This is a genomic window from Bacillus sp. AFS055030 (genome assembly GCF_002574545.1).
GTDB lineage: Bacteria > Bacillota > Bacilli > Bacillales > Bacillaceae_G > Gottfriedia.
In genome coordinates, this window is sequence record NZ_NUGT01000082.1 from 19732 (window position 1) to 37440 (window position 17709).

Here is a 17709-nt window from a genome sequence, read left to right on the forward strand (position 1 = left end):
AGTTCCCTCCTTTGTAAGTAGTATCAAAATTGGGTCATATAGACATGAAGAGAACGCCTCTCCCTTTATCGAAGCTACAATCAGTCTTCTTTACGTAGGCCAAGACCTAACTCTTCTAACTTATGTTTTACTTCTTCTAAAGACTTACGACCTAAGTTACGTACTTTCATCATGTCTTCTTCTGTCTTATTCGCAAGCTCTTGTACGGTATTAATACCAGCTCGCTTTAAGCAGTTATATGAACGAACAGAAAGATCAAGTTCTTCAATCGTCATTTCAAGGACTTTATCTTTTTGATCTTCTTCTTTTTCGACCATGATTTCTGCATTTTTAGCTTCGTCAGTTAAACCTACAAAAATGTTTAAGTGTTCAGTTAGAATTTTTGAACCTAGTGCAATTGCATCTTTTGGTCCAATACTTCCGTCAGTCCAAACATCAAGTGTTAACTTATCGAAATTTGAAACCTGTCCCACACGTGTATTTTCAACTTGGTATGTGACACGAGACACTGGAGTGTAAATCGAGTCGATAGGAATAACACCTATTGCTTGATCCTCTCTCTTGTTACCATCTGCAGGGATGTATCCACGTCCACGTCTAGCAGTTAGACGCATACGTAAATGAGCATCTTTAGCAAGAGTTGCAATATGAAGATCTGGATTTAGAACTTCAACATCGCTATCATGCGTAATATCGGCTGCAGTAATTGGCCCCTCACCGCGTACATCAATTTCTAATGTTTTTTCTTCGTCTGAATAAATTTTCAGAGCTAGTTTTTTAACATTAAGAATAATTGTTGTAACGTCTTCTACAACACCTTCAACTGTAGAGAACTCATGTAACACGCCATCAATTTGGATAGCTGTTACAGCGGCACCAGGAAGTGAGGATAAAAGGATACGACGTAAGGAGTTACCTAGCGTTGTACCATATCCACGCTCAAGTGGTTCAATAACGAATTTACCATATTTGGAATCGTCACTGATCTCAACCGTTTCGATTTTCGGCTTTTCGATTTCAATCATTTTTTAAACCCTCCTTCAAAACGTCGAAACCCTCGGTTAGACGATGCTAACCGAAAGTCCCTATTAGGCAGTTCCTAATTGTGCACAACAAGAGATGTCTGTTAATATTTGCCAAACATATATCATAATCCATTATAGACAATTTTAGAAAATTTATACAGACAAATTATACACGACGACGTTTTGGTGGACGGCATCCGTTATGTGGAACTGGAGTAACGTCTCTGATAGCAGTTACTTCAAGACCAGCAGCTTGAAGAGCACGGATAGCAGCCTCACGACCAGCACCCGGACCTTTAACAGTTACGTCAAGAGTTTTTAAACCGTGTTCCATAGAAGCTTTAGCAGCAGTTTCAGCAGCCATTTGTGCAGCGAATGGAGTAGATTTACGAGAACCTTTGAAACCTAATGATCCCGCACTTGACCAAGAAATTGCGTTACCATGAACATCAGTGATTGTTACGATTGTGTTATTGAAAGTTGAACGAATATGAGCTGTACCAGCTTCAATATTCTTTTTCACACGACGTTTACGTACATTTGTTTTACGTGCCATGTTGAATACCCTCCTTTACTTAAAAAATATTATTTCTTCTTGTTCGCTACTGTACGGCGTGGGCCTTTACGAGTACGAGCATTGTTTTTAGTGTTTTGACCACGAACAGGTAAGCTACGACGGTGGCGAATACCACGATATGAACCGATTTCGATAAGACGTTTAATGTTTAAAGAAACTTCACGACGAAGATCCCCTTCAACTTTCAACTTGTCGATTAATTCACGAATTTTACCTAATTCTTCTTCTGTTAAATCACGTACACGAGTGTCTTCTGAAATACCAGCTTCAGCTAAGATTTTTTCAGAAGTTGCACGACCGATTCCGTATACATAAGTTAAAGAAACAACCACGCGTTTGTCGCGAGGAATATCTACACCAGCAATACGAGCCATTCTAGTGCACCTCCTTCTTTATTAACCTTGTTTTTGTTTATGTTTTGGATTTTCACAAATTACCATTACTTTACCACGTCTGCGGATAACTTTACATTTTTCACAGATTGGTTTTACTGATGGTCTCACTTTCATGATTTCAACCTCCTTGTAGATTACGGAGTGCATATTTATTATTTAAAACGGTACGTAATACGGCCACGAGTTAAATCATATGGAGATAGTTCTACAGTAACCTTGTCACCTGGAAGAATACGAATGAAGTTCATACGAATTTTACCAGAAACGTGTGCAAGAACGACATGACCATTTTCCAATTCAACCTTGAACATCGCATTCGGAAGTGTTTCCGTAACGGTACCTTCAATTTCAATTACATCATCTTTCGCCATTAGGGCATTCTCCTTTCTTCAAATCAGTAGCTTGCTTGTAGGCAAACATACGCTTAGGAACATTAAGCCAAAAGTGCTCTGATATGTTGGAGATTTTTGGCCTACTAAAGACCTATATTATATCTATCGTTCCAAGCCAAGCTATGTTTAAGCTTTTATAACAGTATCAGTTTTGACGAAACAACAATACGTCATACACAAGGAACGACGATCTTATCGTTCAATTATTAAACTAACTCTTTTAAAAGATTATCAATGTCATTAAAAACTTTATTAATCTCTTGTTCACCTTCAATTGTTTTTACATAACCAAGATTATTGTAGAAATCAAGTAAAGGTTGAGTTTGTTTGATATTTACTTCAAGACGATTTGCAACTGTTTCTTCATTATCATCCGCACGTTGATAAAGTTCTCCGCCACATTTTGGGCAAACACCCTCTTCAACAGGTGGATTGAAAATTAAATGATAAGTTGCTCCACAATCTTTGCAAATACGACGACCTGTTAAACGTTCAATTAAAAGTTGTTGGTCTACATGAATGTTTAACACGAAGTCAATTTTACGATTCATTACTTTCAGAGTCTCTTCTAGTGCTTCAGCCTGCGCAACTGTTCTAGGAAAACCATCCAATAAAAAACCGTTTTGGCAATCATCTTTTGCTAATCGTTCACGTACAATACCAATTGTTACCTCATCGGGAACAAGATGACCTTGATCCATAAACGATTTTGCTTGAAGACCTAGTTCTGTGCCGTCTTTAATCGCTGCACGGAACATATCACCAGTAGATATATGAGGAATGCCGTATTTTTCGACAATTTTCTCAGCTTGTGTGCCTTTGCCTGCACCAGGAAGCCCCATAAGAATTAAATTCATGGTTAATCCTCCTCAAAATTAGGTGAGCAATAGGGAATTATGCATTTCCCTATGCTCGATCTTTAATAAAGCCTTTGTAGTTTCTCTTAACAAGCTGACTTTCTAATTGTTTCATTGTTTCAAGTGCAACGCCGACTACGATTAGTAAACTTGTTCCTCCAATTTGTGCTGAAGGTGGTAAGTTCGCAATTTGACCAAATACAATTGGTAATAAAGCGATGACAGCTAAGAAAATTGCTCCTACGAAAGTTAAACGATATAAGACTTTAATGATATATTCTTGAGTGCTCTTACCTGGACGAATACCCGGGATGTAGCCACCTTGCTTCTGAAGATTTTCAGCCATTTGCTCTGGGTTTGCCTGAACAAAAGTATAAAAATATGTGAAAGCAACGATCAAGATTAAATAAAATGCCATACCCCATGGATTGTTATAAGTAAAATGCTTTTCAATCCAATCAGTTACATTGTTATTTGGTAAAAACGATGCAATTGTTGATGGAGTTATTAAAAATGAAACAGCGAAGATTACCGGAATAACCCCAGCGCCATTTACTTTTAATGGCAAGTGAGTAGTTTGTCCTCCGACATAGCTATTATTACCATTGTTTCGTTTAGCATATTGGATTGGAATTTTACGATTAGCTTGTTGGATGTAAATTACAGCTACGATTACTAATAGTAAAACTAAAACCACGATACCAACTTTCACGATGTTTAAAAATAGCGCGTCACCAGCATCTTTAAATTGTTGCTGATAGACTTGGCTTACTGTAGTAGGTATAGCAGCAACTATACCTGCAAAGATGATAACTGATATACCGTTCCCTACACCTTTAGCAGTAATCTGCTCACCTAACCACAATAAGAAAGCTGTTCCAGCTGTTAGTACAATTGCTATATAAAGATAGGTTGACCAACCTGGATTTTCAATTAACATTCCGCCAGTAATATTATTCATACTGATAGATAATCCAATTGCTTCTACAAAACCAAGAATAATTGTGATGTATCTAGTCAGTTGAGTCAATTTACGTCGACCAATCTCACCTTGCTTCGACCATTCAGTTAACTTCGGAACAACGTCCATTTGAAGTAACTGAATAATGATTGAAGCAGTAATGTAAGGCATTATACCCATTGCAAAAATCGAGAACTGTTTAAGAGCTCCTCCACCAAATGTGTTTAGAATACCAAAGACGCTTGAGCTATCTTGTGATGCTAAAACATCGGCGTTGACGTTTGGAACAGGTATAAACGTTCCAATACGAAATACAATTAACATTAATAACGTAAAGAATATTTTTTTTCTAATATCTGCAATGCGCATAAAGTTGGAGATTGTCCGGAACATTTTAGATCACCTCAGCATTTCCACCAGCTGCTTCGATTGCCTCTACAGCAGAAGATGAGAACTTGTGAGCTTTAACAGTAAGTTTAACTTCTAACTTACCTTTACCTAAAATCTTAATACCAGCTAATTCTTTACGAACAATACCAGTTTCGATCAGTAACTCAGGAGTTACTTCAGTTCCGTTTTCGAAGCGATTTAACGTTTCAACATTAACGATTGCGTAATCTTTACGGTTGATGTTAGTGAAACCACGTTTTGGTAAACGACGGAATAAAGGAGTTTGACCACCTTCAAATCCAAGACGAACACCGCCACCTGAACGAGCGTTTTGTCCTTTATGACCTTTACCTGCAGTTTTACCAGTACCTGAACCAATACCACGACCGATACGTTTAGATACTTTACGAGAACCTTCTGTAGGTTTTAATTCATGAAGTTTCATTAGGGCACCTCCTTACTTATTCATGTTCAATTAAATTTCTTTTACAGATACAAGGTGAGAAACTTTGTTAATCATCCCACGCATTGCAGCGTTGTCTTCTTTAACAACAGTTTGGTTTGTTTTAGTAATACCTAAAGCACGAACTGTTGCGATTTGATCTTGTTTGCGACCAATTACACTGCGAGTAAGGGTAATTTCTAACTTTTTAGCCATCGTTATCCCTCCTTATTAACCTAGTAATTCTTCTACAGATTTACCACGTAATTTTGCAACTTCATCCGCACGTTTTAAGTTACTTAAACCTTCGATTGTAGCACGTACAATGTTAACTGGTGTGTTAGAACCAAGAGATTTAGATAAGATATCATGTACCCCAGCAAGTTCTAATACCGCACGAACAGGACCTCCAGCGATAACTCCAGTACCTTCAGAAGCAGGTTTTAAGAATACTTCACCAGCTCCAAAACGACCAGTAATTTCGTGAGGAATTGTAGTTCCAACGATTGGTACATTAATTAGATTTTTCTTAGCATCTTCAACAGCTTTACGAATAGCATCAGGTACTTCTTGAGCTTTACCAGTACCGAAACCTACATGACCGTTTTTGTCACCAACAACTACTAATGCTGCAAAGCGGAAACGACGTCCACCTTTTACAACTTTAGCAACACGGTTGATCGTAACTAAGCGTTCTTCAAGCTCTAATTTATTAGGATCAATGCGACGCATGTGTGTCCCTCCTTCTTTTATTAAAATTGTAAACCAGCTTCACGAGCAGCTTCAGCTAAAGCTTTTACGCGACCATGATATAAGTAACCACCGCGGTCGAATACAACTTCAGTAACACCTTTTTCAGTAGCACGTTTTGCAACTAAGCTACCAACTAATGTTGCTGCTTCGATATTACCAGTACCATTTAAAGTTAATTCTTTATCTAAAGTTGATGCACTTGCTAATGTTACACCATTAACATCATCAATGATTTGAGCATAGATATGGTTGTTTGAACGGTAAACGTTTAAACGTGGACGTTCTTGAGTACCAGATAATTTAGTACGAACACGAGCATGTCTTTTTTTACGTACTGCATTTTTATCAGCCTTAAAGATCATCTTGGTCACTCCTTTCTCTTATCTAGTTATAGATTACTTCGCAGTTTTACCTTCTTTACGACGAACCATTTCGCCTTCGTAACGGATACCTTTACCTTTGTAAGGTTCTGGTGGACGTACTTGACGGATGTAAGCAGCAAGAGCGCCTACACGTTCTTTGTCGATACCTTTAATACTGATTTTAGTATTTGAAGGTACTTCGATTTCAACACCTTTTTCAGGAGTGATCTCAACAGGGTGAGAATAACCAACAGCTAGAACAAGTTTGTCACCTGTTTTAGTCGCACGGTAACCTACCCCAACTAATTCAAGGTTACGAGTATAACCATTAGTTACACCTTCAACCATGTTACCTAAGATAGCACGAGTTGTACCATGAAGAGCACGGTGCTCTTTGTTATCAGTTGGACGTGCAACTGTTAATACGTTCTCGTTAACTTCGATTGTCATATCAGGGCTAAAAGTACGAGTTAACTCACCTTTAGGTCCTTTTACTGTAATAGTATTGTTGTTATTAGTAAGAGTAACTCCAGCTGGAATTACAAGTTCTTTTTTACCAACACGAGACATTCACTACACCTCCATTCTCTCTGTGTTTTATTACCAAACGTATGCTAAGATTTCGCCACCAGTTTTTGCTTGACGAGCTTCTTTATCTGTCATTACACCTTTAGATGTTGAAACAATTGCAACACCTAAACCGTTAAGTACGCGAGGTACTTCGTCAGCTTTCGCATAAACACGTAAGCCAGGTTTAGAAATTCTTTTTAATCCAGTGATAACACGTTCGTTGTTCACACCATATTTTAAGAAAATACGGATGATTCCTTGTTTATCATCTTCAATGTACTCAACGTCACGGATGAAACCTTCACGTTTTAGAATTTCAGCAACTTCTTTCTTTAGGTTAGAACCTGGGAATTCTAATTTCTCGTGACGTACCATGTTCGCATTACGAATGCGAGTAAGCATATCTGCAATAGGATCTGTCATGACCATGTTCAGATAACCTCCTTCCTAATATCTATAGAATTACCAACTAGCTTTTTTAACGCCAGGGATTTGTCCTTTATAAGCAAGTTCACGGAAACAAATACGGCAAAGTTTAAATTTACGTAATACTGAGTGTGGACGTCCGCAACGTTCGCAACGTGTATACTCTTGTACTTTAAATTTTTGAGCACGTTTTTGTTTCGCAATCATTGATTTTTTAGCCACGTTTTCGCCTCCTCTTCTTTAGCGCTGGCTTTCATTATTTTTGAAAAGGCATTCCGAATAATGTTAGCATTTCACGAGCTTCTTCATCAGTATTTGCAGTAGTTACAATAACGATGTCCATACCACGTACTTTGTTTACTTTATCATAATCGATCTCTGGGAAAATTAATTGTTCTTTAACACCTAAAGTGTAGTTTCCACGGCCATCGAATGCTTTTTTAGAGATTCCACGGAAGTCACGTACACGAGGTAATGTTACAGAAATTAATTTTTCAAAGAATTCGTACATACGCTCACCGCGTAATGTTACTTTCGCACCGATAGGCATTCCTTCACGAAGACGGAATTGAGCGATTGATTTTTTAGCTCTAGTTACAACAGGTTTTTGACCTGCGATTAAAGTTAATTCCTCAACAGCAGTATCTAATGCTTTTGAATTTGAAACAGCCTCACCAACACCCATGTTGATGACGATCTTTTCAATTTTTGGCACTTGCATAACTGATTTATAGTTAAACTTGCTCATTAGAGCAGGAGTGATTTCATTTTGATATTTCTCGACTAGGCGGTTCATTCAGTTGACCTCCTTTCATAAATTTCTATTATTTATCAAGTAATTCGCCTGATTTTTTTGCAATACGTACTTTTTTACCATCCACTAATTGGTAACCTACGCGTGTAGGTACTCCAGTTTTTGGATCTAATGCCATAACATTAGAAACATGGATTGGTGCTTCTTTCTCGATGATGCCACCTTGTGGGTTAGCTTGAGTAGGTTTTGAGTGTTTTTTAATGATGTTAACACCTTCAACTAGTACGCGGTTCTTCTTTGGAAAAGCCGCAAGGATAACGCCTTGTTTTCCTTTGTCTTTACCAGAGATAACTTGAACTTTATCACCTTTTTTTACATGCATCTTCTTCGTGCACCTCCTTAATAAGGCTTTCTGAAGTATTTATTAAAGTACATTAATTAAAGTACTTCTGGAGCTAATGATACGATTTTCATGAAGTTGCTATCACGTAATTCACGTGCAACTGGTCCGAAAATACGAGTACCACGTGGGCTCTTATCATCTTTAATGATAACAGCTGCGTTTTCATCAAATTTGATGTAAGTTCCGTCTGGACGACGAACACCGCGTTTCGTACGAACGATAACAGCTTTAACTACATCACCTTTTTTAACAACGCCACCTGGTGTTGCTTGTTTTACTGAACAAACGATGATATCACCGATGTTAGCAGTTTTACGGCCTGAACCACCTAATACTTTAATAGTAAGTAATTCACGTGCACCTGAATTGTCAGCAACTTTTAAACGAGTTTCTTGTTGGATCATGTCAAATTGACCTCCTTTCGGATTAAGAATGATATCCGATCATCTATTAGATAATAACAGCTTCTTCTACGATTTCAACTAAACGGAAACGTTTTGTAGCTGATAATGGACGAGTCTCCATGATTTTTACGATATCGCCAACTTTTGCAGTGTTTAGCTCATCGTGCGCTTTATATTTCTTAGAATATTTAACGCGTTTTCCGTATAGTTTATGTGTTTTGTAAGTTTCAACTACAACAGTAATTGTCTTATCCATCTTATCAGAAACTACACGTCCTGTGTAAACTTTACGTTGGTTACGTTCGCTCACTGTGCAAACCTCCCCTCATCATTAATTATTAGAGTTAATTTCTCTTTCACGTACTACAGTTTTCATACGAGCAATTGCTTTACGAACCTCGCGGATACGAGCAGTGTTCTCTAATTGTCCTGTAGCTAATTGGAAACGAAGGTTGAATAACTCTTCTTTAAGAGATTTCACTTTTAATTCAATTTCAGCAGTGGTAAGATCGCGAATCTCATTAGTTTTCATTAGAATCACCACCATTGTCTTCACGTTTTACAAACTTACATTTTACTGGTAATTTGTGAGCTGCTAAGCGTAGTGCTTCACGAGCTACTTCTTCAGATACACCAGCGATTTCGAACATAACTTTTCCTGGTTTAACGACTGCTACCCAACCTTCAGGAGCACCTTTACCGCTACCCATACGAACCTCAAGAGGTTTAGCTGTGTAAGGTTTAGAAGGGAAGATTTTAATCCATACTTTACCGCCACGTTTCATGTAACGAGTCATTGCACGACGCGCTGCTTCAATTTGACGGTTAGTAATCCAAGAAGCTTCAGTAGATTGTAAACCGAATTCACCGAATGCTACTTCAGTACCACCTTTGGCACGTCCGCGCATTTTTCCACGATGCTCTCTTCTATATTTAACACGTTTAGGCATTAACATAATTAATTTCCTCCTTCCTCAGAAGCTTTCTTTTTTGTAGGAAGAACTTCACCTTTGTAGATCCATACTTTTACGCCTAGTTTACCGTATGTTGTATCTGCTTCTGCAGTTGCATAATCGATATCCGCACGTAATGTATGAAGTGGCACTGTACCTTCACTATATGATTCTGCACGAGCAATATCTGCTCCGCCAAGACGACCAGAAACTTGTGTTTTAATACCTAATGCACCAGCACGCATAGCACGTTGAAGTACTTGCTTTTGAGCACGACGGAATGAAACACGGTTTTCTAATTGACGAGCGATGTTTTCAGCTACTAATTTAGCATCAAGATCTGCTCTTTTAATTTCAATGATGTTGATATGAACACGTTTGCCAGTAAGGTTGTTTAAAGCTTTACGAAGAGCTTCAACTTCCGAACCACCTTTACCGATTACCATACCTGGTTTTGCAGTGTGAACAGTAATGTTTACACGGTTAGCAGCTCTTTCGATTTCTACTTTAGATACAGCAGAATCTTTTAAACGAGTGCTGATGTACTCACGAATTTTGATGTCTTCATGTAAAAGATCAGCGTAATCTTTCTCAGCGTACCATTTAGATTCCCAATCTTTAATAATACCTACACGAAGTCCGACTGGATTTACCTTTTGACCCATCGATTATCCCTCCTTCTTCTCTGATACCACGATTGTAATGTGGCTTGTGCGTTTGTTGATTGCGCTAGCACGTCCTTGTGCACGAGGGCGGAAACGTTTTAAAGTAGCACCTTCATCAACGAATACTTTTTCGATGTATAAGTTATTAACATCCATATCATAGTTATGCTCTGCGTTAGCAATAGCAGATTTTAATAATTTTTCTACAACAGGAGAAGCAGTTTTCGGCGTATGTCGAAGGATTGCGATCGCTTCGCCAACTTGTTTACCTCGGATTAAATCGACTACAAGACGAACTTTACGAGGAGCGATTCGAACTGTTCTCAGTACAGCTTTAGCTTGCATTGGAGTGCCTCCTCTCATTATCTTCTAGTTTTTTTGTCATCCGCATCGTGACCTTTGTAAGTACGAGTTGGAGCAAATTCACCAAGTTTGTGACCTACCATATCTTCCGATACATATACAGGTACGTGTTTACGACCATCGTATACTGCAATAGTATGTCCGATAAATTGTGGGAAAATAGTCGAACGACGTGACCAAGTTTTAACAACTTGCTTAGAGTCAGTTTCGTTTAATTTCTCAACTTTAGCTAATAAGTGATCATCAATAAATGGACCTTTTTTCAGGCTGCGTCCCATTGTGGTACCTCCCTTCGTGATTGACCTACGGTTCTAGTGAACCGTAGCACAATCGCGTTATTTTTTACGACGACGAACGATAAATTTGTCTGACGCTTTGTTTTTCTTACGAGTTTTATAACCAAGAGTTGGTTTACCCCATGGAGACATTGGTGATTTACGTCCGATTGGAGAGCGTCCTTCACCACCACCGTGTGGGTGATCAACTGGGTTCATTACAGATCCACGTACAGTTGGGCGTTTACCCATCCAACGAGAACGACCTGCTTTACCGATGTTAATAAGTTCGTGATGTTCGTTACCAACTTGACCTACTGTCGCGCGGCAAGTTGCTAATACCATACGTACTTCACCAGAATTTAAACGAACTAGTACATAACGATCTTCTTTACCTAATACTTGTGCAGAAGTACCAGCTGAACGTACTAATTGTCCTCCACGACCTGGTTTTAACTCGATGTTGTGGATTGTAGTACCTACTGGAATGTTAGCAAGTGGTAAAGCGTTACCTACTTTAATATCTGCTTCAGGACCTGAAACGATTTCCATTCCTACTACTAAGTTTTTAGGAGCTAGGATGTAACGTTTTTCTCCATCAGCGTAGTTAATTAACGCAATGTTTGCAGAACGGTTTGGATCGTACTCGATTGTAGCAACGCGTCCTGGTATACCATCTTTATCTCGTTTGAAATCGATGATACGGTATTGACGTTTGTGTCCACCACCTTGGTGACGAACAGTAATTTTACCTTGGTTGTTACGGCCAGCTTTTTTATTAAGTGGAGCTAATAAAGATTTTTCTGGTTTGTCAGTAGTGATCTCAGCAAAATCATTAGTAGTCATACCACGGCGACCGTTAGTGGTTGGTTTATACTTTTTGATTCCCATCGTAATTTCCCTCCTTTTCTAGTAGTTAATATTAAACGCCTTCGAATAATGTAATTTCTTGGCTATCAGCAGTTAATTTAACGATTGCTTTTCTACGACGGTTTGTGTAACCAGCATGTTTACCCATACGTTTAAACTTACCTTTGTAGTTCATTACGTTAACTTTTTCTACTTTAACACCGAAGATTGCTTCAACAGCATCTTTAACTTCAGTTTTATTAGCTCTTACATCTACTTCGAAAGTATATTTTTTTTCAGCGATTGCTTCCATAGAAGCTTCAGTGATAACTGGGCGTTTGATAATATCACGAGGATCCTTCATTACGCAAGCACCTCCTCTACTTTTTCCACCGCAGCTTTAGTCATGATTAATGAATCATGATGTAAAACGTCGATTACGTTTACTTCATTTGCTGCAAGAACTGTGATTCCAGGGATATTGCGAGCAGATAAAGCCACGTTTTCATTTAGGTCAGCTGTTACGATTAAAACTTTCTTAGCAACTGATAAGCCAGTTAAAACAGTAACCATATCTTTTGTTTTTGGTGCGTTTAACGTTAAATCTTCAAGAACTAACATGTTTTGTTCTAATACTTTAGTAGATAAAGCAGATTTAATCGCTAAGCGACGTACCTTTTTAGGTAATTTATAAGAATATGATCTTGGAGTTGGACCGAATACGATACCACCACCACGCCATTGTGGAGAACGAATTGAACCTTGACGAGCACGGCCAGTTCCTTTTTGTCTCCATGGTTTACGACCACCACCACGTACTTCAGAACGTGTTTTAACTTTGTGAGTACCTTGACGTAAAGATGCACGTTGCATCATTACAGCATCAAATAAAGCATGTTCGTTTGGAGCGATTCCGAATACAGCATCAGCTAATTCGATTTCTCCTACTTGAGCACCTGTTTGATTAAACATAGTAACTTTAGGCATTTTATTTCCTCCTTTCTTCTAAATTAATTATTTAGATTTAACCGCAGTACGGATAGTTACGTAAGATTTTTTAGAACCTGGTACATTACCTTTTACTAATAGTAAGTTACGTTCAACGTCAACTTTAACGATTTGTAGGTTTTGTACTGTTACTTTTTCTCCACCCATTTGACCAGGTAAAGCTTTGTTTTTGAATACACGGTTCGGAGCAACAGGACCCATTGAACCTGGACGACGGTGGTAACGAGAACCGTGAGACATTGGTCCACGAGATTGTCCGTGGCGCTTGATGCTACCTTGGAATCCTTTACCTTTTGAAGTTCCAGTTACATCAACGATGTCACCATTTGCAAAAATATCTACTTTGACTTCTTGACCAACTTCATAAGCTGAAACGTCAGCGTTGCGAAGTTCACGAACGAAGCGCTTAGGTGCAGTGTTTGCCTTAGCAGAGTGCCCTTTTTCTGGTTTGTTAGCTAATTTTTCACGTTTGTCAGCGAAACCGATTTGGATAGCTTCGTAGCCATCAGTTTCAGTAGTTTTCTTTTGTAAAACCACGTTTGGAGTAGCTTCGATTACAGTTACTGGAATTAACTCGCCATTTTCAGCAAATACTTGTGTCATACCGATCTTTTTCCCTAAGATTCCTTTAGTCATAAGTCACACCTCCTGAATTTATATATAATGTTATTAAAGTTTGATTTCAATATCAACGCCAGATGGTAAATCTAGTCTCATTAATGAATCAACTGTTTGAGGAGTTGGATTCACGATATCGATTAAACGTTTGTGAGTGCGCATTTCGAATTGCTCACGAGAATCTTTGTATTTATGAACCGCACGAAGGATCGTGTAAACTGATTTCTCAGTTGGTAACGGAATCGGACCAGATACAGAAGCACCAGAACGTTTCGCTGTTTCAACGATTTTCTCTGCAGATTGATCTAAAATACGGTGATCATAAGCTTTTAAACGAATACGAATTTTTTCTTTTGCCATAATTTTCCCTCCTTTTTCGCCTATTTAAATAATAGACATACTCCATGGAAATTTCCTTACACTCGCCATGGCAAAGCGGCCGGGTGTATCAGCAACCTTCCACTTCTACGCAGTCAAAGACCAACATCATCTATTATACATAAAAAATAATGCTATTGCAAGCATTTGTTATAAGTTTAAATAAATAATGTTCTCGTCGTCTTCAGTACTTAGTTATTATATTATCTTCAATTATTAAAATCAAGCAAGAATCGGTATTAATACATATTTTAAATATTTCCAGTTTACTTATAAAAAAAGCTTAGAAGAATAGATCTTCTAAGCTTTTTAAGTTTAATTATTCAACGATTGTAGCAACTACGCCAGCGCCTACAGTACGTCCACCCTCACGGATAGAGAACTTAGTTCCTTCTTCAACAGCGATTGCGTTGATTAATTCAACAGTCATTTCGATGTTGTCGCCAGGCATAACCATTTCAACGCCTTCTGGTAATTGGATGATTCCAGTTACGTCAGTTGTACGGAAATAGAATTGTGGACGGTAGTTAGCGAAGAATGGAGTGTGACGTCCACCTTCTTCTTTAGATAAAACGTAAACTTCAGCTTTGAACTTAGTGTGTTGTTTAACTGAACCTGGTTTAGCTAAAACTTGACCACGTTGGATATCGTCACGAGCAACCCCACGAAGAAGTGCACCGATGTTATCTCCAGCTTCTGCTTGGTCAAGAAGTTTACGGAACATTTCAACACCTGTTACAGTAGTTGATTTTGGCTCTTCAACAAGACCGATGATTTCTACTACGTCACCAACTTTAACGATACCACGCTCAACACGACCAGTAGCAACTGTACCACGACCAGTGATTGAGAATACATCCTCAACTGGCATTAAGAAAGGCTTGTCAGTTTCACGAGTTGGAGTTGGAATGTAAGTATCAACTTCAGCCATTAATTCATGAATTTTAGCTTCCCACTCAGCATCTCCTTCAAGAGCTTTAAGAGCAGAACCTTTGATTACTGGAATGTCATCGCCAGGGAATTCGTATTCTGATAATAGATCACGGATTTCCATTTCAACTAATTCAAGTAACTCTTCGTCGTCAACCATGTCACATTTGTTCATGAATACTACGATGTAAGGTACACCTACTTGACGAGATAAAAGAATGTGCTCACGAGTTTGAGGCATTGGACCATCAGCAGCAGATACTACTAAGATACCGCCGTCCATTTGAGCAGCACCAGTGATCATGTTTTTAACATAGTCAGCGTGACCTGGGCAGTCAACGTGTGCATAGTGACGAGTTTCTGTTTCGTACTCAACGTGTGCAGTAGAGATTGTGATACCACGTTCTCTTTCTTCTGGTGCACCATCGATTTGATCGTAAGCGCGAGCTTCAGCTCCACCTACTTTAGCTAATACAGTTGTAATAGCAGCAGTTAATGTAGTTTTACCATGGTCAACGTGTCCGATTGTACCAATGTTAACGTGTGGTTTAGAACGTTCGAATTTAGCTTTAGCCATTCTAAAAAGCCTCCTTATAATGTAAGAAAATTATTTTTTAGTTTATATGATTATGCTATAAAGGGTAACTTGTACCCCTTATAGCTAACATCTAACATAAATAGTTATACATGATGAGAACTAAATAATCAATTACTCACCTTTAAATTTTTTAACGATTTCTTCAGAAATTGATTTTGGTACATCTTCGTAATGGTCAAATACCATTGAGAACGTTCCACGACCTTGAGTGTTAGAACGTAATGAAGTTGCATAACCAAACATTTCTGAAAGTGGTACCATAGCACGTACAACTTGAGCGTTACCGCGTGCTTCCATACCTTCAACGCGTCCACGACGAGAAGTAACATCACCCATGATATCTCCTAAGTATTCCTCAGGGATAACAACTTCTACTTTCATGATTGGTTCAAGTAGAACTGGGTTACATTTCTTAACAGCGTTTTTAAGAGCTAATGAAGCAGCTACTTTAAACGCCATCTCGTTTGAGTCAACATCATGGTATGATCCATCGAATAATTTCGCTTTAATGTCGATTAGTGGGAAACCAGCTAATACACCATTTTTAAGAGAATCTTCAAGACCTGCAGCTACAGCTGGGATGTATTCACGAGGAACAACACCACCAACGATTGCGTTTTCAAACTCGAAGCCTTTTCCTTCTTCGTTTGGTGAGAATTCAATCCAAACGTGTCCGAATTGTCCACGTCCACCTGATTGACGAACGAATTTACCTTCTACTTGTGCAGAAGAACGGAAAGTTTCACGGTATGCTACTTGAGGAGCACCAACGTTAGCTTCTACTTTGAATTCACGACGCATACGGTCAACGATGATATCAAGGTGAAGTTCACCCATACCAGCGATGATTGTTTGACCAGTTTCTTGGTCAGTATGTGCACGGAATGTTGGATCTTCTTCAGTTAATTTAACTAATGCTTGACCCATTTTATCTTGGTCAGCTTTAGATTTTGGTTCGATTGCAATTGAGATAACTGGCTCTGGGAACTCCATTGACTCAAGAATTACTAAATTCTTTTCATCACATAAAGTATCTCCAGTTGTAGTGTCTTTAAGACCTACAGCAGCAGCAATATCTCCAGCGTATACTTTCGAAATCTCTTGACGAGAGTTAGCATGCATTTGTAGGATACGTCCTACACGCTCACGCTTACCTTTTGTAGAGTTTTGAACGTATGAACCAGATTCTAACGTACCAGCGTATACACGGAAGAACGTTAATTTACCAACGTAAGGGTCAGTCATAATTTTGAATGCTAATGCAGCGAAAGGCTCATCATCACTTGATGGAACTACTTTCTCTTCATCAGTATCAGGTAATGTACCTTTGATTGCTGGTACATCTAATGGTGATGGTAAGTAATCAATTACTGCATCAAGCATTAATTGAACACCTTTGTTTTTGAAAGCAGAACCACATACTACTGGGTAGAATTGAACTGAACATGTAGCTGTACGAATAGCAGCTTTTAATTCAGGAATTGTGATTTCTTCACCTTCAAGATATTTCATCATTAATTCTTCATCAAGCTCAGCTACTGCTTCGATTAAACGTCCGCGGTATTCTTCAGCTTGTTCTTTATATTCTTCTGGAATTTCGATCGTTTCAATGTCAGTTCCTAAGTCATTGTTATACTTAATAGCTTTCATTTCAACTAGGTCAATAATACCCCAGAAATTATCTTCAGCACCCATCGCTAATTGGATTGGGTGTGCGTTAGCTTGTAAACGCTCATGTAACGTACCTACAGAGTATAAGAAATCCGCGCCGATTTTATCCATTTTATTAACGAATACTACACGTGGAACTCCGTAAGTAGTTGCTTGGCGCCAAACTGTTTCAGTTTGAGGCTCAACACCAGATTGAGCATCAAGTACTGCTACTGCACCATCAAGTACACGTAGAGAACGTTCAACCTCTACAGTGAAGTCTACGTGACCTGGAGTATCAATGATATTTACACGGTGGTTATTCCACTGAGCTGTTGTCGCAGCAGATGTGATAGTGATACCACGCTCTTGCTCTTGCTCCATCCAGTCCATTTGTGAAGCTCCTTCATGAGTTTCACCAATTTTGTGAATACGACCTGTGTAATAAAGGATACGCTCAGTTGTTGTTGTTTTACCAGCATCAATGTGAGCCATGATCCCGATATTACGAGTGTTATTTAAGGAGAACTCTCTTGTCATCAGGGTTCTTTCTCCCTTCCAGTATTAGTTAGGATTTTTTTAGTACAAGAAAAAGTTATTCCTGTACACATTTCATGTTATTAAGTTAAGCAAGCACTACAAGCAAGGAACTATTGTGTCATCCTAAGTTATGTAATCCGACGTTCACCTATTTAATCTAGCAAGCTAAAT

30 protein-coding genes are annotated in these 17709 nt (G+C 38.6%); all 30 read right to left on the bottom strand.

Translation table 11 applies throughout. The features are described 5' to 3' along the window. Positions 1-80: 80 nt before the first annotated feature. Positions 81-1025 (bottom strand): DNA-directed RNA polymerase subunit alpha, encoded by a 945-nt coding sequence (locus CN925_RS19275; RefSeq protein WP_056467484.1) that lies wholly within the window; start codon positions 1023-1025, stop codon positions 81-83. A gap of 166 nt (positions 1026-1191) precedes the next feature. After that, the gene (gene rpsK, locus CN925_RS19280; protein WP_056467481.1) at positions 1192-1581 is read right to left on the bottom strand and encodes a 30S ribosomal protein S11; all 390 of its coding nucleotides are present in this window, start codon (positions 1579-1581) and stop codon (positions 1192-1194) included. Positions 1582-1610: 29 nt separating this feature from the next. Then, positions 1611-1976, bottom strand: coding sequence for a 30S ribosomal protein S13 (gene rpsM, locus CN925_RS19285; RefSeq protein ID WP_056467478.1), 366 nt, complete (start codon positions 1974-1976; stop codon positions 1611-1613). Positions 1977-1997: 21 nt separating this feature from the next. After that, complete coding sequence (gene rpmJ, locus CN925_RS19290) at positions 1998-2111, bottom strand: 50S ribosomal protein L36 (protein WP_000868344.1); 114 nt, start codon at positions 2109-2111, stop codon at positions 1998-2000. Between the two features lie 38 nt (positions 2112-2149). After that, on the bottom strand, positions 2150-2368 hold the full coding sequence (gene infA, locus CN925_RS19295) for a translation initiation factor IF-1 (protein ID WP_056467475.1): 219 nt from the start codon (positions 2366-2368) through the stop codon (positions 2150-2152). 227 nt (positions 2369-2595) lie between these two features. Continuing rightward, positions 2596-3246, bottom strand: a complete 651-nt coding sequence (locus CN925_RS19300; protein WP_098848443.1) for an adenylate kinase — start codon at positions 3244-3246, stop codon at positions 2596-2598. Between the two features lie 49 nt (positions 3247-3295). Beyond that, entirely contained in the window at positions 3296-4600 is a 1305-nt protein-coding gene (secY, locus tag CN925_RS19305) for a preprotein translocase subunit SecY (RefSeq protein WP_098848444.1), read from the bottom strand. A gap of 1 nt (position 4601) precedes the next feature. Continuing rightward, positions 4602-5042 carry a 50S ribosomal protein L15 gene (gene rplO / locus CN925_RS19310; RefSeq protein ID WP_056467467.1) on the bottom strand — a complete coding sequence of 147 codons (441 nt, stop codon included), beginning with the start codon at positions 5040-5042 and terminating at the stop codon, positions 4602-4604. 30 nt (positions 5043-5072) lie between these two features. Then, positions 5073-5255, bottom strand: a complete 183-nt coding sequence (gene rpmD / locus CN925_RS19315) for a 50S ribosomal protein L30 (protein ID WP_088003827.1) — start codon at positions 5253-5255, stop codon at positions 5073-5075. A 15-nt stretch (positions 5256-5270) separates the two neighbouring features. After that, complete coding sequence (rpsE, locus tag CN925_RS19320; RefSeq protein WP_098848445.1) at positions 5271-5771, bottom strand: 30S ribosomal protein S5; 501 nt, start codon at positions 5769-5771, stop codon at positions 5271-5273. Positions 5772-5791: 20 nt separating this feature from the next. Beyond that, positions 5792-6154 (bottom strand): 50S ribosomal protein L18, encoded by a 363-nt coding sequence (gene rplR / locus CN925_RS19325; RefSeq protein WP_098848446.1) that lies wholly within the window; start codon positions 6152-6154, stop codon positions 5792-5794. A 33-nt stretch (positions 6155-6187) separates the two neighbouring features. Then, on the bottom strand, positions 6188-6724 hold the full coding sequence (gene rplF, locus CN925_RS19330; protein ID WP_098848447.1) for a 50S ribosomal protein L6: 537 nt from the start codon (positions 6722-6724) through the stop codon (positions 6188-6190). 30 nt (positions 6725-6754) lie between these two features. After that, positions 6755-7153, bottom strand: a complete 399-nt coding sequence (rpsH, locus tag CN925_RS19335; RefSeq protein WP_056467453.1) for a 30S ribosomal protein S8 — start codon at positions 7151-7153, stop codon at positions 6755-6757. Between the two features lie 33 nt (positions 7154-7186). Beyond that, on the bottom strand, positions 7187-7372 hold the full coding sequence (locus CN925_RS19340) for a type Z 30S ribosomal protein S14 (RefSeq protein WP_056467450.1): 186 nt from the start codon (positions 7370-7372) through the stop codon (positions 7187-7189). Positions 7373-7406: 34 nt separating this feature from the next. Then, the gene (rplE, locus tag CN925_RS19345) at positions 7407-7946 is read right to left on the bottom strand and encodes a 50S ribosomal protein L5 (protein ID WP_098848448.1); all 540 of its coding nucleotides are present in this window, start codon (positions 7944-7946) and stop codon (positions 7407-7409) included. A gap of 28 nt (positions 7947-7974) precedes the next feature. Further along, the gene (rplX, locus tag CN925_RS19350; protein ID WP_098121861.1) at positions 7975-8286 is read right to left on the bottom strand and encodes a 50S ribosomal protein L24; all 312 of its coding nucleotides are present in this window, start codon (positions 8284-8286) and stop codon (positions 7975-7977) included. A gap of 56 nt (positions 8287-8342) precedes the next feature. Next, positions 8343-8711, bottom strand: a complete 369-nt coding sequence (rplN, locus tag CN925_RS19355) for a 50S ribosomal protein L14 (RefSeq protein ID WP_088014602.1) — start codon at positions 8709-8711, stop codon at positions 8343-8345. 46 nt (positions 8712-8757) lie between these two features. Continuing rightward, positions 8758-9021: a 30S ribosomal protein S17 gene (gene rpsQ, locus CN925_RS19360; RefSeq protein ID WP_056467437.1), complete on the bottom strand. Its 264-nt coding sequence runs from the start codon at positions 9019-9021 to the stop codon at positions 8758-8760. Between the two features lie 21 nt (positions 9022-9042). Beyond that, positions 9043-9243 (bottom strand): 50S ribosomal protein L29, encoded by a 201-nt coding sequence (gene rpmC / locus CN925_RS19365; protein ID WP_056467434.1) that lies wholly within the window; start codon positions 9241-9243, stop codon positions 9043-9045. Continuing rightward, a complete protein-coding gene (gene rplP, locus CN925_RS19370; RefSeq protein WP_098848449.1) occupies positions 9233-9667 on the bottom strand; it encodes a 50S ribosomal protein L16 in 435 nt (144 codons plus the stop codon). The genes rpmC and rplP overlap by 11 nt, the downstream gene beginning before the upstream one ends. Positions 9668-9669: 2 nt before the next feature. Then, positions 9670-10329, bottom strand: coding sequence for a 30S ribosomal protein S3 (gene rpsC, locus CN925_RS19375; RefSeq protein ID WP_088014603.1), 660 nt, complete (start codon positions 10327-10329; stop codon positions 9670-9672). 3 nt (positions 10330-10332) lie between these two features. Then, positions 10333-10674, bottom strand: coding sequence for a 50S ribosomal protein L22 (rplV, locus tag CN925_RS19380; protein WP_056467425.1), 342 nt, complete (start codon positions 10672-10674; stop codon positions 10333-10335). A 17-nt stretch (positions 10675-10691) separates the two neighbouring features. Beyond that, entirely contained in the window at positions 10692-10970 is a 279-nt protein-coding gene (rpsS, locus tag CN925_RS19385) for a 30S ribosomal protein S19 (RefSeq protein ID WP_069033610.1), read from the bottom strand. A gap of 57 nt (positions 10971-11027) precedes the next feature. After that, entirely contained in the window at positions 11028-11858 is an 831-nt protein-coding gene (gene rplB / locus CN925_RS19390) for a 50S ribosomal protein L2 (protein ID WP_088014604.1), read from the bottom strand. Positions 11859-11889: 31 nt separating this feature from the next. Next, positions 11890-12180 carry a 50S ribosomal protein L23 gene (gene rplW / locus CN925_RS19395; RefSeq protein ID WP_056467416.1) on the bottom strand — a complete coding sequence of 97 codons (291 nt, stop codon included), beginning with the start codon at positions 12178-12180 and terminating at the stop codon, positions 11890-11892. Beyond that, positions 12180-12803, bottom strand: coding sequence for a 50S ribosomal protein L4 (gene rplD, locus CN925_RS19400; protein WP_098848450.1), 624 nt, complete (start codon positions 12801-12803; stop codon positions 12180-12182). Before rplD ends, rplW begins: the two co-directional genes overlap by 1 nt. Positions 12804-12830: 27 nt before the next feature. Then, a complete protein-coding gene (gene rplC / locus CN925_RS19405; RefSeq protein WP_056467410.1) occupies positions 12831-13460 on the bottom strand; it encodes a 50S ribosomal protein L3 in 630 nt (209 codons plus the stop codon). Between the two features lie 33 nt (positions 13461-13493). After that, complete coding sequence (gene rpsJ / locus CN925_RS19410) at positions 13494-13802, bottom strand: 30S ribosomal protein S10 (protein WP_056467407.1); 309 nt, start codon at positions 13800-13802, stop codon at positions 13494-13496. 337 nt (positions 13803-14139) lie between these two features. Beyond that, positions 14140-15327: an elongation factor Tu gene (tuf, locus tag CN925_RS19415; RefSeq protein ID WP_098848451.1), complete on the bottom strand. Its 1188-nt coding sequence runs from the start codon at positions 15325-15327 to the stop codon at positions 14140-14142. A 132-nt stretch (positions 15328-15459) separates the two neighbouring features. Continuing rightward, positions 15460-17538 (bottom strand): elongation factor G, encoded by a 2079-nt coding sequence (fusA, locus tag CN925_RS19420; protein WP_098848452.1) that lies wholly within the window; start codon positions 17536-17538, stop codon positions 15460-15462. Positions 17539-17709 lie beyond the last annotated feature (171 nt).

Excerpts from the sequence above, each read along its gene's own strand:
- CN925_RS19275 (WP_056467484.1), bottom strand. The coding sequence starts at position 1,025 with ATGATTGAAATCGAAAAGCCGAAAATCGAAACGGTTGAGATCAGTGAC.
- rpsK (WP_056467481.1), bottom strand. The coding sequence starts at position 1,581 with ATGGCACGTAAAACAAATGTACGTAAACGTCGTGTGAAAAAGAATATT.
- rpsM (WP_056467478.1), bottom strand. The coding sequence starts at position 1,976 with ATGGCTCGTATTGCTGGTGTAGATATTCCTCGCGACAAACGCGTGGTT.
- rpmJ (WP_000868344.1), bottom strand. The coding sequence starts at position 2,111 with ATGAAAGTGAGACCATCAGTAAAACCAATCTGTGAAAAATGTAAAGTT.
- infA (WP_056467475.1), bottom strand. The coding sequence starts at position 2,368 with ATGGCGAAAGATGATGTAATTGAAATTGAAGGTACCGTTACGGAAACA.
- CN925_RS19300 (WP_098848443.1), bottom strand. The coding sequence starts at position 3,246 with ATGAATTTAATTCTTATGGGGCTTCCTGGTGCAGGCAAAGGCACACAA.
- secY (WP_098848444.1), bottom strand. The coding sequence starts at position 4,600 with ATGTTCCGGACAATCTCCAACTTTATGCGCATTGCAGATATTAGAAAA.
- rplO (WP_056467467.1), bottom strand. The coding sequence starts at position 5,042 with ATGAAACTTCATGAATTAAAACCTACAGAAGGTTCTCGTAAAGTATCT.
- rpmD (WP_088003827.1), bottom strand. The coding sequence starts at position 5,255 with ATGGCTAAAAAGTTAGAAATTACCCTTACTCGCAGTGTAATTGGTCGC.
- rpsE (WP_098848445.1), bottom strand. The coding sequence starts at position 5,771 with ATGCGTCGCATTGATCCTAATAAATTAGAGCTTGAAGAACGCTTAGTT.
- rplR (WP_098848446.1), bottom strand. The coding sequence starts at position 6,154 with ATGATCTTTAAGGCTGATAAAAATGCAGTACGTAAAAAAAGACATGCT.
- rplF (WP_098848447.1), bottom strand. The coding sequence starts at position 6,724 with ATGTCTCGTGTTGGTAAAAAAGAACTTGTAATTCCAGCTGGAGTTACT.
- rpsH (WP_056467453.1), bottom strand. The coding sequence starts at position 7,153 with ATGGTCATGACAGATCCTATTGCAGATATGCTTACTCGCATTCGTAAT.
- rplE (WP_098848448.1), bottom strand. The coding sequence starts at position 7,946 with ATGAACCGCCTAGTCGAGAAATATCAAAATGAAATCACTCCTGCTCTA.
- rplX (WP_098121861.1), bottom strand. The coding sequence starts at position 8,286 with ATGCATGTAAAAAAAGGTGATAAAGTTCAAGTTATCTCTGGTAAAGAC.
- rplN (WP_088014602.1), bottom strand. The coding sequence starts at position 8,711 with ATGATCCAACAAGAAACTCGTTTAAAAGTTGCTGACAATTCAGGTGCA.
- rpmC (WP_056467434.1), bottom strand. The coding sequence starts at position 9,243 with ATGAAAACTAATGAGATTCGCGATCTTACCACTGCTGAAATTGAATTA.
- rplP (WP_098848449.1), bottom strand. The coding sequence starts at position 9,667 with ATGTTAATGCCTAAACGTGTTAAATATAGAAGAGAGCATCGTGGAAAA.
- rpsC (WP_088014603.1), bottom strand. The coding sequence starts at position 10,329 with ATGGGTCAAAAGGTAAATCCAGTCGGACTTCGTGTAGGTATTATTAAA.
- rplV (WP_056467425.1), bottom strand. The coding sequence starts at position 10,674 with ATGCAAGCTAAAGCTGTACTGAGAACAGTTCGAATCGCTCCTCGTAAA.
- rpsS (WP_069033610.1), bottom strand. The coding sequence starts at position 10,970 with ATGGGACGCAGCCTGAAAAAAGGTCCATTTATTGATGATCACTTATTA.
- rplB (WP_088014604.1), bottom strand. The coding sequence starts at position 11,858 with ATGGGAATCAAAAAGTATAAACCAACCACTAACGGTCGCCGTGGTATG.
- rplW (WP_056467416.1), bottom strand. The coding sequence starts at position 12,180 with ATGAAGGATCCTCGTGATATTATCAAACGCCCAGTTATCACTGAAGCT.
- rplD (WP_098848450.1), bottom strand. The coding sequence starts at position 12,803 with ATGCCTAAAGTTACTATGTTTAATCAAACAGGTGCTCAAGTAGGAGAA.
- rplC (WP_056467410.1), bottom strand. The coding sequence starts at position 13,460 with ATGACTAAAGGAATCTTAGGGAAAAAGATCGGTATGACACAAGTATTT.
- rpsJ (WP_056467407.1), bottom strand. The coding sequence starts at position 13,802 with ATGGCAAAAGAAAAAATTCGTATTCGTTTAAAAGCTTATGATCACCGT.
- tuf (WP_098848451.1), bottom strand. The coding sequence starts at position 15,327 with ATGGCTAAAGCTAAATTCGAACGTTCTAAACCACACGTTAACATTGGT.
- fusA (WP_098848452.1), bottom strand. The coding sequence starts at position 17,538 with ATGACAAGAGAGTTCTCCTTAAATAACACTCGTAATATCGGGATCATG.